Source organism: Paraburkholderia sp. AV2 (assembly GCF_054968425.1).
The window spans coordinates 116,682-128,514 of sequence record NZ_JBANLK010000013.1; the positions used below are offsets into that span (position 1 = coordinate 116,682).

Below are 11,833 nucleotides of genomic sequence, written 5' to 3' on the forward strand. Positions count from 1 at the left end.
CACTCCTCGTTGCGGATGAGCACCCGCTGGTGTGCAGCGGATGCTTCGATTCAGGCCGTTACGCCGGTCATCTGGCGGTACGCTTCGTCGGACAGTTCCTCCTCCCACATCGTTTTGCCGAGCGAGGTCGCGGTGTGAACCATGTAGCTGTCGCTGGCCGCGCCGTGCCAGTGCCGTTCGTTCGCGCCGATCCACACCACGTCGCCCTGGCGGATCATCTGCGGCTCGCCGCCTTCGACGCAGATCCAGCCGCAGCCCGACGTGACCTGCAGCACCTGCCCCTGCTCGTGGTGATGCCAGTAGGTGCGCGCCGCCGGCGAAAAGAACACGTTGGCGATGGTGACCTTGTCCGTGGTCGGCATGATCGGGTCGGCGTAAACGACGCCGCTGAACGTGCTCGACCGCTGCTCCGAGGCGGCGCCCTGCTGGCGCCCGTGGAAGACCTTCATGCGTTGCTCCTTGTCCTGATCCTGAATGTACGGTGGGGCTTACTGCTTTGGCTCGTGCAGGCGCACGCCGCCGGACACGTCGCCGATCGCATCGACCACGCGGTTGCTGATCACGTCGCCGTAACCGAGCGCTGTCGCGAGTCCGAAGCTCGCGAGCGGACCCGCCGCGTTCAGCGACGCGACGCCCAGTTCGCGCGCCCGGTCGATGTACAGCACCACGTCTTTCGTCATCAGCTTGCTGGTGAGGCCGCCTTCCAGATAATCGCCGTCGACGATCTTCGGGAAGCGGTTCTGCGTCGCGAAGTTCACGCCGCTGCTGCTGTTCAGCACGTCCAGCAGACGATGCAGATCGAGCCCCGCGTGCTTGCCGGCCACCATCACCTCGGCGGTGGCGGCGAGGCTCACCGCGTTCAGGAAGTTGTTCAGCAGCTTCGTGGTGTGGCCCGCGCCGCTCTCGCCCATCGTGACGACCTTGGATGCGAACGGCTTGAACGCCCACTGGATCGACTCGATCGCCGCCGCGTCGCCGCCCACCATCAGCGTCAGCGTGCCCTTTTCCGCAGCCGCCGCGCCGCCCGAGATGCCGGCATCGATGTAGTGCAGGCCTAGCGTCTGCGCGCACGCATTGAGCCGGATGGTCGAACTCGCCGCCGCGGTGCTCAGATCGACCACCGTCTGGCCGCGCCGCGAGTGCGCGAACACGCCGTCTTTGCCTTCGACCACCGCTTCCACCACCTTGCTGTCCGGCAGCGACAGCAGGATCACGTCGGCGAAACCCATCACCTCCGCGACCGAGCGCGCGGCTTTCGCGCCCGCCGCCTCGGCACGTCCTTGCGCCGGGTCGTAACCCAGCACTTCGAAGCCGGTATCGACGAGCCGCCGCGTCATGCGGCCGCCCATGTTGCCGAGTCCGATGAAGCCAATCCGTTCCTTGTTCATGGTGTGTCCTGTGTTGTGCAACCCTGCATCCCGCTCAGAAGTCGACGTCCTTCGTTTCTGGTCCCATCAACGCGCCGACCATGCCGATCAACCCACCGATCGTCAGCAGTACTACTGGCGTGAGCCGCATGGGCATCAGCGCGCCCAGCCAGTTCATGTAGAACGCGTAGAACGACGGCAGAATGACGGACAGGCTGAAGCCCACGCCGAAACCCGTCGCACGCACGTCGGTCACGAAGCGCTCATTGATGTACGTGACGATCACGCCCCACGGCGACGTCACCAGCACCGCCAGCACGCAAACGAGCGCGATCACGGCCGGCAGGCCCAAACCATCGATCGCGGTGAGCGCGTACATCAGCCCCGCGCCGACCGTCGCGATCAGCGGACCGACGATCGCAAAGAAGCGCCGCCTCCCGATGCGCTGACCGATCAGGCCGGACGCGATGTAGCTGAAAAACAGCACGAAATACGTGATCATCAACGCGAGCGTCATCTCGAAGCCGGTGAGGTGCAGCGTGCGCAGCAGCAGGCCCGTCGGCAGGAAGATCGTGATGATGTTCTGGGTGAGCCAGAAACCCGTCATCAGCAGCAGCACCTGGACCAGGTTGCGCCCGCTCCCGCCGCGCAGCAGGTCGGAGAGCGGCAGCTTCTCGACCGGGCCTTTATCCGCGGCTTCGCTCTGCCACACTTCGGATTCCGCCACCTTGTGCACGTAGTAGAGCGCGAGCACACCGGCGAGCAGCGAACCGGTCACGAACGGCACGCGCCAGCCCCACTGCGCATACGGCGAATGAAGCCCGTTCAGCGGCGTGATCATGAACATCAGCATCGCAAGCAGGTTGATGGTCACGTACGCGGCCGGAAAGCCCGCGATGATGAAGCCGCCCACGAAGCCGCGCTGCTCCTTGCGCGAATACTCGATGGCGAGCGGCATCGCACCCGTATAACCGCCGCCGAGGAAAATGCCGTCGACGAACCTCAGCAGCACGAGCGCCCAGTAGGAAGCAATGCCGATGCTCTCGTAGCCCGGCAACAGCGCGATCAGCAAGGTCACCACGCCGAAGCCCGACACCGAATAGATCGACGCCTTGCGCCGCCCGATGCGGTCCGCGACGATGCCGAACAGCAGCGCGCCGACCGGACGCCCGAGCAGCGCCGTGACGAACACGAGCGACGCGAGAATCGCCTCCATGCCGCCCGTCAGATGCGGCGGCTGGAAGAAGAACAGCACGGGCGAAAGCACCACCACCGGCAGATAAATGTCGAACATGTCGATGAACTCGGAGAAGAACGCACCCTTGATGGCGCTGCGTCTCTTCTCGTCCATCGACCTCGAGGCGTCGCTCTCGTCTACTTCGTCCGCAGTCAATGCCTTCATGGGCGTCTCCTGATTCGTTGTCCCGCGCCGCTCGTGCTGCGCGTGGTCCACCAATGCGGTCTCGTGTCGCTGCGTTGACGATCTCCGTGAACTGCCGGTTCGGGCTGCCAGGTGTTATTCGGCCGGCTTGCCCGTTTCCGTCTCGTACGCCTTGATCGCGTCCGTCGCGACGCGAAACGCCGCGAGCGCGAGCGGTGCGCCGCAGTAAACCGCCGCCTGCATCAGCACGGCGCGAATCTCCTCGCGCGTCACCCCATTGCGCAGCGCGCCCTTCACGTGCACCGAAAGTTCGTGGTGCTGACTCATCGCGGTCAGCATCGCCAGATTGAGCATGCTGCGCGTCTTGAACGACAGCGTACGGTCGCCCCAGATATCGCCCCAGCAGCTCTCGGTGACGAACTTCTGCATCGGCCGGTTGAAGTCGTCGGCATTCGCCCACGACTTCTCGACGTGCGCCGCACCCAGCACTTCCTTGCGGTTCTCGAAACCGCGTTCGAAACGTTCGTTGTCTTCCATCTGCGCTATCTCCATCGTGGGTGCTGCCATCGTGACGTCGAACTTCGGCGAATCTGTCTGCTCACCGGATTGTCAGACAATGATTCGGAGAAAATTTTTTTGGCCCGGTCAATCCACGCCGTAGCCCACCATGGACTTGATCTCGAGGTACTCGCGCAGACCCGCTTCGCCCCACTCGCGGCCATTTCCCGAGCGCTTCACTCCACCGAACGGCGCATGAAAATCCGCGGCCGGATAGTTCAGGTGCACGCCGCCCGCCCGCAGTTGCCGCCCGATCTGGCGCGCACGCTGCAGATCGCGCGACTGCACGTAGGCAGCCAGCCCGTAATCCGTGCCGTTGGCGATCTCGACCGCTTCGGCCTCGGTGTCGTACGGCATCATCGACAACACCGGGCCGAAGATTTCCTCGCGCGCGATGGTCATGTCCGGCGTCACGTCGGCAAACACGGTCGGCCGCACGAACCAGCCGCTGGTGAAGCCGTCGGGACGCCCGGTGCCGCCCGTGACGAGGCGTGCGCCTTCGTCGATGCCCTTCGCGATCAGCGCCTGCACGCGCTCGAACTGATTGCCGTTCACTAGCGGTCCAAGCTGCGTCGCCGGGTCCATGGGCGGCCCGACGCGATACGCCTCGGCAGCGCGCTTTGCGATCTGCGCAGCGTCGTTCATCAGATGCCGCGGCACCAGCATGCGCGTCGGAATCGAGCAGGATTGCCCGGAGTTCGTGAAGCAACCGGCCACGCCGCGCGTCACGGCTGCCTCCAGATCCACGTCGTCGAGCAGGATGTTGGCCGACTTGCCGCCCAGTTCCTGAGCGACCCGCTTGACGCTTTCCGCGGCCAGCTTCGCAACCAGCACGCCCGCGCGTGTGGAGCCGGTGAACGACACCATGTCGATGCCGGGATGCGCGGCGATGGCGGCGCCCACTTCCGGGCCGTCGCCGTTGACGAGATTGAACACGCCCGGCGGTACGCCCGCTTCGTGCAGCACCTGAGCAAACAGCAGCGCGGAGAGCGGCGAATACTCGCTCGGCTTCAGCACCATCGTGCAGCCCGCCGCGAGCGCGGGGGCGATCTTCACGACGATCTGGTTGACTGGCCAGTTCCAGGGCGTGATGAGCCCGCATACGCCCATCGGCTCCAGCCGCAGCCTCGTCGTGCCGTGCTGCGTTTCGAATTCGAAACGTTCAAGCACCTCGATCAGCGCATTCAGATGCGCGGGGCCGCGCGCCGCCTGGCCGGCGCGCGCGAACGCGATCGGCGCGCCCATTTCCACGGTCATCGCTTCCGCGAATGCGTCGGTGCGCTGGGTGTACAGCTCGACGATGCGCCTGAGCAGCGCGATGCGATCCGCCACGCTCCATGCCGCGTAGCCCGGCCACGCGCGCCGCGCCGCGTCGACTGCACGGTCGACGTCCCTCGCATTGCCGAGCGCAAGCTGTCCGTAGACGGATTCGCTCGCCGGGTCCACCAGATCGAATCCGCGCGAGGCATCCGGCTCGACCCATTTGCCATCGATGAAACAATGGCCCGCGTGCGCGAGCAACGCGGCATGCGGTCCGTTTGCCCTCGTGTTCATGACGCCTCCTTCGGCAACAGCCGGTACGTGGATCAGCGCAGCGCCGAGAACGCGGTCGGCACGAGAAACTGGTTCTCGATGCGCTCGACGATCGGCCGCTCGGCTTCCGTTGCGCTGCGTTTCGCGATCCAGTCGGCGTCCGCCTGGAACGCGTTCCACTTCTGCTCGCGCTCGGCGAGGCTCTCCCATTGCAGCAGATACGTGAGCGAGTGATTGCTCGGGCCGGCGAGCGTGGTCCAGAAACCGATCTGCCTGATGCCGTACTTGTCGAAAAAACCCAGCGTGATGGTGTTGAAACGGTCGAGCAGCGCCGGCAGACGGGTCGGCGCGCAATGGTAGATACGCATTTCTACGATCATGTTCTGTTCTCTTCCTCGTCGCCGGACCATTTCCGCACGAAGCGCACGAGTTCCGTCATGTCGCTCGCGCGGCCACCCTGGGATGCCGCAACGTTCCACATCTGGCGCGCCGAATTGCCGAGCCACATCGGCACGCCGAGTGCCTGGCATTCGTCGACGGCAAGGCCGATGTCCTTGCACACGCTGCCGATCGGAAAACCGAAATCGAAGGTTCCGGTCAGCACGTGCTTCGGGAACTTGTCGAGCGTCGCACCGTTCTTGCCGCTACCCGCGTTGATCACGTTCATCATCACTTCCGGATCGAGACCGCCGCGCACTCCCGCGACAAACGCTTCGGACGTAATCGCGAGCGCCGTCGAAGACAGCATGTTGTTCAGCAGCTTCAGCAGTTGCGCCTGCCCTGCCTCGGTGCCGACGACGAACAGCTTGCCGAGCGCGTCGAACAGCGGACGCACTTCGTCGACGGCCTCGCGCCTGCCCGCCACCATGATCGCGAGCGTGCCCTTCTGTGCGCCGGCCGCGCCGCCGCTCACCGGGGCATCGACGGTATCGATGCCCTTTGCGAGCAGCCCTTGCGCGACTTCCTGCTCCATCCGCGAACCGACCGTGGACAGGTCCACCAGCACCTTCACCGTTTCGCCGCTGCCGATGCCGTCTTCGCCCAGCGCAACCTCGCGGAATACCGCCGGCGTTGGCAGGCTCGTGAACACCACTCGCGCCGTGTCGGCCACTTCCCGCACGCTGGCCGCGGCACGCGCACCGGCCTGCTTCAACGCGTCGAGCGCGGCAGGGTCGCGGTCGTACACGATCAGCGAATGCCCCGCGGCAATCAGGCGCTTCGCCATCGGCTGGCCCATCACGCCGATACCGATAAATCCGATCCACTTCTGTTCTGGCATGTCCGTTCCTTGAGAGTTTGAACGAGGGTTTAACGGAAGGCTGGCCGCCGCGCGGCCAGCATCGGCGCCGCTGCATCGTTCGCACGATCGAGCGACCAGAGCGCCTCCACGAGCGGCGTCACATCGACCCGCGCGCCGCCATAGGCGGCCAGCGCCGTCAGCTTCGCTTCGAGCTCGCGATCCGAAAGCGGCGACGCGAGGCTGCCGTGCGCCGAGTCGATCCGGCGCGTCAACGTCTGCCCCGATACGAGCTGCACGGTGACCTGTGCCGCCTCGACGGCAAAGCGCGCATCGTCGACGAACACCACCCGCGCGCCGAACTCGCGCCAGGCCGGCTGCGCGGCTGCCGCGTCGCTGAATTCGGCAAGGCCCGCGCGGCCGGTGGCGAGTGTCGCGGCAACGGCATGCTGGCCGCTCACCTGCGCTTCGCGTCCGCTGCGCGGCAACGGGCGATCCGTGCGCGCACGCAGCAGCGGATGACCGGTCAGCTCCACGCGCGTCACGTGCTCGAGACTCAGCGCGTGCTCACGCGACAGCGCGAGGCACGCCTCGATCACGGGATTCAGCACGACGCCGCACGGGTACGGCTTGAACGTGTTCGACTGCAATGCCCACTCGCTGCCCAGTTGCGCGGTGATCGCGGAAAGCTTCGGCTCGTCGCACGTCACGCGCAAAAAGCCGCGCTCGCCTTCGAGCGGCCGCGCCGGTCCGCTGCAGTCCTCCGCCGCCAGCAACGCGGACAGCATGCCGTTGCGCGCCGCATTGCCGACGCTCACGCTCTTTGACAGGCTGCCAAGCGTCTCCACCAGCCCGCCCGCCTGCGCCGAAGCATGGCCCAACGCCCAGCCGATCCGCGCGGCATCGAGGCCGCACGCCTGCGCGACAGCCGCGGCCGCGCCGAACACGCCGCACGTCGACGTGATGTGCCAGCCGCGCTGGTAGTGCTGCGGTGAGACGGCATTGCCGATCCGGCATTCCACCTCGACGCCGAGCACGAACGCGTGCAGCAGCGCAACGCCTGACATCGGCGCGCCCCGTGCGCGCCGCTCTTCCGCCAGCGCGAAAAGCGCGGCGGCAACCGGCGCGGTTGGATGGATGATGGTCGGCAGATGGGTGTCGTCGAAGTCGTGAACGTTCGCGCTCATCGCATTGAGCGCGGCGGCGGTCAGCGGATCGGCAGGGGTACGGCAACCGATCACGCTTGCACTGTCGCCGCTGCTGAAACGCTGGTACACGCGGCGCGCGCGTTCGATCTCGGCCTCGTTGCAGCCCGCCAGTGCCACCGCGAAGTAGTTGACGAGCGAGCGCTTCGCTTCGTGCCGGACGGCATCCGGCACGGCCTGCCACGGCGTGTTCGCGACGAACGCCGCGAGCGCCGCGGTCGCGCCGGGTTCGGTGTCCGCGCGATTCGATGGTTTCAGTGCATCACGCTGCAAGCCAGCCTCCTTCGATCGGCATCATCGCGCCGGTGATCTGCGCGCCGGCCGCGCCGCTCAGGAACACCACCATCGCACCGACATGCGCGGCGTCCACGAGCTCGCCCGTCGGCTGCTTGCCCTTCAGGAACTCGCGCACGGCATCGGCGCGTTCGAGCCCGCGTTCGTCCATCAGCGCGGCGATGCGGCCGTCGATGTTCGGTGTCAGCACCGAGCCCGGACAGATGGCGTTACAGGTAATGCCGGCGTTGACCGTCTCGATCGCGACCGAACGCGTGAGACCGAGCAGCGCGGTTTTGGTCGTGACGTAGTCGACGCGGTTCGCAACCGCCCTTGCCCCGTACACCGACGTCATGTTGAAAATGCGGCCGAAACCGCGTGCGCGCATCGTTGGCAGCGCCAGTTGGATCGCCCGGAACGCGGCGCTCAGATTGACCGCGAGCGCGGCATGCCAGTGCGCGGCGGGAAACGTGTCGAGCGGCGCGAAATGACGCACCACGGCATTGTTGACGAGAATGTCGAGGCCGTCGGTTCTCTGCTGCGCGGCGTGCATCAGCGTGTCGGCGCCGTCCGCGAGCGAGAGATCCGCGCGAACGTAGTGCGCGTCGATGCCGTACCGTTCGCTCAGCGTCTCAGCCGCGCGCAGGCCATCGGAGACCGGTTCGAGGCCATGCAGCACCACCCGGCAGCCTGCCTGCGCAAGCGCATCCGCGATGGCGAAGCCCAGTCCGGCGGTCGAACCGGTAACGAGCGCGGCCTTACCCTGAAGTTCCATTGCGGGCTCCATTCAGCGCGGCGCCACATCGAGCCGCGCGATCCAGCCCTCGGTCTCGCGGTCGTGCGCAGCATAGCGCTCGAGCACCTGCGGATCGTGGCCCGGCACCACGTGCGCGGGCGAATCCGCGAGACGGTGCACCGCGCGGAATCCTTCCATCATGTCGCCGACGTTGTAGACCGCCGGGAAGGGTCGGCCCTCGTCCATGTTCGCGTACAGATGCGACGCGTCCGAAGCGAGCACGACCCAACCTCGCGCGGTATGCACGCGCACCACCTGGAGCCCGTCCGTATGGCCGCCGACGCGATGCAGGCTCAGGCCGCGCGCGAGCTGCGATTCGCCGTCATGGAACTCGACCCGCCCTTCGAACACGCGCCCGACCATCGACTTCACGTCTTCCGGCTCGAACGGGTGACTCAGCACGCGATGGCACATGCAGCGCCCGGTGCAGTACGCCATCTCGCGGTCCTGCACGTGATAGCGGGCGCGCGGAAACATCGCACGGTTGCCGGCGTGGTCGTAGTGCATGTGCGTGACGATCACGTCTTCGACTGCGTCGGGCTGCACGCCGACTTGCCGCAGGCCTGCGTCGACTGCATGCGTGATCGTGCGGCCGCGCTGCTTCGCGCCGACCTCGTCGAAGCCGGTATCCACGAGCCATACGCGCGATTCGTCCTTGATCGCCCACACGAAGTAGTCGAGCGGCATCGACACGTCGTGCGGATCGCCGCCGATGAAGTTGTCACGCGCCGGGCGATCGTGAAACGCGTACTTGATTGCATAGATCTGGTATTGCGGAAGTGCCGATGTCATGCCTGTCTTCCTCCGTTACCTGTTCATGCCGCCGCACGCCATGCATGCCGGAGGCTTCGAATCTCATCGCGGTGCGGCACCCGCCTGCGCTTCGCCGCGGCCGCCACTGCCCCCCTCGTCGCCGACCGTTGCCGCGAGATCGGCGCCGCCGGCTTCGCGCGTCTCGACGGCGATCGCTTCGAGCGAGCGGTTTTTCGTTTCGGGGCCGAGCACGGCGACGATCGCGGCCTGCACGAGCAGCGTCCCGACGATCAGCGCGAGCACGCCCGCGATGCCGAGGCCCATATAGGCCGACGCCACGGCGTACGGCACCGCGATGCTGACGCCGCGCCCCACGGTATTCGCGAGACCCGCGCCGCGCAGCCTCAGCGAGGTCGGGAACAGTTCGGGCACGTAGCTCGCCACGCTGAACGACGACAGCACGTAGATGCAGGCGGTGATCGCGAAGCCGAGCGCCGTGATCGCCACCGCGGACTGCGCGAACGGATAAGCAATGCCGAATGCCGCGCACACCAGCGAGAACATCACCGTGCCCCACTTGCGGCCGAGCCGCTCCGCCAGCACGAACGCGATCAGCGAACCGACCGGGCCGCCCGCGAACATCACCGCCGTCAGGCCGAGCGAACTCGACACGCTGTGGCCCTGCTTCACGAGGAAGGTCGGAATCCAGCTAACGAACGCGTAGTTCACGATGAAAAGCCCAACCAGCACCGTGATCGCCGTCACCGTGCGGGACAGCATGCCGCGGCCAAACAGATCGCGGATGCGGCTTTGCGGCTGGCCGGCCAGCGCGGCGGCGGGAATCGACACCGTATCGGGCGCCGCCGTCACGCCGCATTCGCGTTCGATCTGCTGCACGATCGCGTCCGCTTCGTCCTCGCGCGCTTTCGATGCGAGCCAGCGCGGCGATTCGGGCATCGACTTGCGCAGGAACCACACGACGAGCGCGCCGCAACCGGCGATCGCGAACATCCATCGCCAGCCGAAGTGCGGCACGATCAGCCAGCCGAGGAACGTCGAGAGGAACAGCGACGTGTTGATGATGAGATTGAGAATGGTGCCGAAGCGGCCACGCCACGCGGGCGGAATGAATTCGCTGAGGGTGCCGTAGCCGACGACGATTTCAGCGCCCATGCCGAGGCCCATCACGAGGCGGAAGAAGATCAGCCAGTAAATGGACGGCGCGAGCGCGGCCGCGATCGACGCAAAGCCGTAGATGCCGAGATTGAACTGATAGCAGAAGCGCCGGCCGAAGCGGTCGCCGAGCACGCCCGAAAGCCACGCGCCCGCCATCATGCCGATGAAGGTGACCGACACGAACGTCGCGTTCAGGCGCAGCGTCGACTCGCCGCTATGGATCATCGCGGCCAGCACCGTGCCGGCGATGTAGATATCGAAGGAGTCGAAATACATGCCCGCCGCGATCAGCGCGAGCAGCCGCCAGTGAAAACGCGACAGCGGAACACTGTCGAGGCGTAACCCGATTCGAGCTTCAGCAAGCATGACGCGTCTCCGTCCACGGTGATGGCGTGCCCGTCGTCGGATCACGCTCTAATTTTGCATGATTATATTCCTGTCATACAATCCGTCAACTCGGAATGCGTCGTCTCTGGCGGCGTCCCGTCATTGTCCGGCTGGCGAACAGACAGCGTCTGCTCAAGTGCATCCAGGCCGAAGTCCGTAGTCATCGACGAGTTGACGCGCCAGTTGACGATATCGACTTCTTCCCGTTGATCGCATCTCGAATGCACCCGGTCCGATATCGGGCAACGCGATCAACCACACTCATATATTCTGCCGCGCTGTTCTCGCCCTCTCGCAGCCGCCTGGGTCAGAGATGGCCGGTATCGCCGTCCCGCTTCATCTTGCATAGATCGATGAACCGCTGCACGGGCTGCGATAAGGTCGCGCCTCGCCGTGTCGCGATGCCATAAGGCGCACCGCGTCGCTCGATCTGCAACGGCAGGATCCCAACAAGGCCGAACTCCGCAAAGTATTGCGCGACCTTGAGCGGCATCAGACCGACTGTGCCGGCTCCTGACCGTAGCAGCGAGACGGTTGCGAAGGTCGACGAAGTCTCGATCGCATAACGAGGAAACGGTAGTTGCGCATCGTCGAAGAGTTGCTCGAGCAGCGAGCGCATCGGCAGCGTTGCCTGCGGAACGATCCAGGGGTTGTCCGCGAGATCGGCGAGCTTCGTCGGTGGCTTACGCATGAGCGGATCCCGACCTTCAACGATGAGACAGACCTCTTCGATTTCGAGCGGTACGAAATCATAGGCGTCCGGATGCACGCTAACGCTCGGCCTCCCGATCACCAGATCGAGCAAACGCTGATCGAGCATCGACAGAAGCCTCGCGCTGTTGTCCTCCCACACCTCGACGGAAACGTCGGGCTGCACCTCGCGCAGGCTCTTGAGGACCGGCGTGAGCCACACCGGCATCGACCCCATCACGGCGCCGATCGCCAGCGTGCCGCCGCCGCCGCGCATGATCGCGGCGAGTTCGTCGCGCAAGGCGCTGATCTCCGAACGCAGCGCCCGCGCGTGACGGATCACACAGCGCCCCAGTTCGTTCGCTACGATCCCGCGCGGCGAGCGCGAGAAAAGTTCGGCACCGAACAGCGCTTCGATTTCACGCAACGACTTCGTCGTCGCGGGTTGCGACAGCGACACCTGTTGCGCCGCCTTGC

The 11,833-nt window shown here is 65.8% G+C and carries 12 protein-coding genes; all 12 read right to left on the minus strand.

Annotated elements, in window-relative coordinates:
• Positions 1 to 50: 50 nt before the first annotated feature.
• A complete protein-coding gene (locus tag V8683_RS12365; RefSeq protein ID WP_411191282.1) occupies positions 51 to 449 on the minus strand; it encodes a cupin domain-containing protein in 399 nt (132 codons plus the stop codon).
• A gap of 39 nt (positions 450 to 488) precedes the next feature.
• A complete protein-coding gene (locus V8683_RS12370) occupies positions 489 to 1,409 on the minus strand; it encodes an NAD(P)-dependent oxidoreductase (RefSeq protein ID WP_411191283.1) in 921 nt (306 codons plus the stop codon).
• 13 nt (positions 1,410 to 1,422) lie between these two features.
• Positions 1,423 to 2,769 carry an MFS transporter gene (locus V8683_RS12375; protein WP_411191285.1) on the minus strand — a complete coding sequence of 449 codons (1,347 nt, stop codon included), beginning with the start codon at positions 2,767 to 2,769 and terminating at the stop codon, positions 1,423 to 1,425.
• Between the two features lie 114 nt (positions 2,770 to 2,883).
• A complete protein-coding gene (locus V8683_RS12380) occupies positions 2,884 to 3,285 on the minus strand; it encodes a carboxymuconolactone decarboxylase family protein (RefSeq protein WP_411191286.1) in 402 nt (133 codons plus the stop codon).
• A 108-nt stretch (positions 3,286 to 3,393) separates the two neighbouring features.
• Positions 3,394 to 4,860, minus strand: a complete 1,467-nt coding sequence (locus V8683_RS12385; protein ID WP_411191287.1) for an aldehyde dehydrogenase family protein — start codon at positions 4,858 to 4,860, stop codon at positions 3,394 to 3,396.
• A gap of 32 nt (positions 4,861 to 4,892) precedes the next feature.
• Positions 4,893 to 5,219: an NIPSNAP family protein gene (locus V8683_RS12390; protein WP_411191288.1), complete on the minus strand. Its 327-nt coding sequence runs from the start codon at positions 5,217 to 5,219 to the stop codon at positions 4,893 to 4,895.
• Positions 5,216 to 6,118: an NAD(P)-dependent oxidoreductase gene (locus tag V8683_RS12395; protein ID WP_411191289.1), complete on the minus strand. Its 903-nt coding sequence runs from the start codon at positions 6,116 to 6,118 to the stop codon at positions 5,216 to 5,218. Before V8683_RS12395 ends, V8683_RS12390 begins: the two co-directional genes overlap by 4 nt.
• Positions 6,119 to 6,147: 29 nt before the next feature.
• The gene (locus V8683_RS12400) at positions 6,148 to 7,554 is read right to left on the minus strand and encodes an MmgE/PrpD family protein (RefSeq protein WP_411191290.1); all 1,407 of its coding nucleotides are present in this window, start codon (positions 7,552 to 7,554) and stop codon (positions 6,148 to 6,150) included.
• On the minus strand, positions 7,544 to 8,329 hold the full coding sequence (locus V8683_RS12405) for an SDR family NAD(P)-dependent oxidoreductase (RefSeq protein WP_411191291.1): 786 nt from the start codon (positions 8,327 to 8,329) through the stop codon (positions 7,544 to 7,546). The genes V8683_RS12400 and V8683_RS12405 overlap by 11 nt, the downstream gene beginning before the upstream one ends.
• 12 nt (positions 8,330 to 8,341) lie before the next feature.
• Positions 8,342 to 9,142 carry an N-acyl homoserine lactonase family protein gene (locus V8683_RS12410; RefSeq protein ID WP_411191292.1) on the minus strand — a complete coding sequence of 267 codons (801 nt, stop codon included), beginning with the start codon at positions 9,140 to 9,142 and terminating at the stop codon, positions 8,342 to 8,344.
• Positions 9,143 to 9,205: 63 nt separating this feature from the next.
• Positions 9,206 to 10,645 (minus strand): MFS transporter, encoded by a 1,440-nt coding sequence (locus V8683_RS12415; protein WP_411191293.1) that lies wholly within the window; start codon positions 10,643 to 10,645, stop codon positions 9,206 to 9,208.
• A gap of 328 nt (positions 10,646 to 10,973) precedes the next feature.
• The coding region (locus V8683_RS12420) for a LysR family transcriptional regulator (protein WP_462880637.1) at positions 10,974 to 11,833 on the minus strand (860 nt) is incomplete at its 5' end.

Excerpts from the sequence above, each read along its gene's own strand:
- V8683_RS12365 (WP_411191282.1), bottom strand. The coding sequence starts at position 449 with ATGAAGGTCTTCCACGGGCGCCAGCAGGGCGCCGCCTCGGAGCAGCGG.
- V8683_RS12375 (WP_411191285.1), bottom strand. The coding sequence starts at position 2,769 with ATGAAGGCATTGACTGCGGACGAAGTAGACGAGAGCGACGCCTCGAGG.
- V8683_RS12380 (WP_411191286.1), bottom strand. The coding sequence starts at position 3,285 with ATGGAAGACAACGAACGTTTCGAACGCGGTTTCGAGAACCGCAAGGAA.
- V8683_RS12385 (WP_411191287.1), bottom strand. The coding sequence starts at position 4,860 with ATGAACACGAGGGCAAACGGACCGCATGCCGCGTTGCTCGCGCACGCG.
- V8683_RS12390 (WP_411191288.1), bottom strand. The coding sequence starts at position 5,219 with ATGATCGTAGAAATGCGTATCTACCATTGCGCGCCGACCCGTCTGCCG.
- V8683_RS12395 (WP_411191289.1), bottom strand. The coding sequence starts at position 6,118 with ATGCCAGAACAGAAGTGGATCGGATTTATCGGTATCGGCGTGATGGGC.
- V8683_RS12405 (WP_411191291.1), bottom strand. The coding sequence starts at position 8,329 with ATGGAACTTCAGGGTAAGGCCGCGCTCGTTACCGGTTCGACCGCCGGA.
- V8683_RS12410 (WP_411191292.1), bottom strand. The coding sequence starts at position 9,142 with ATGACATCGGCACTTCCGCAATACCAGATCTATGCAATCAAGTACGCG.
- V8683_RS12415 (WP_411191293.1), bottom strand. The coding sequence starts at position 10,645 with ATGCTTGCTGAAGCTCGAATCGGGTTACGCCTCGACAGTGTTCCGCTG.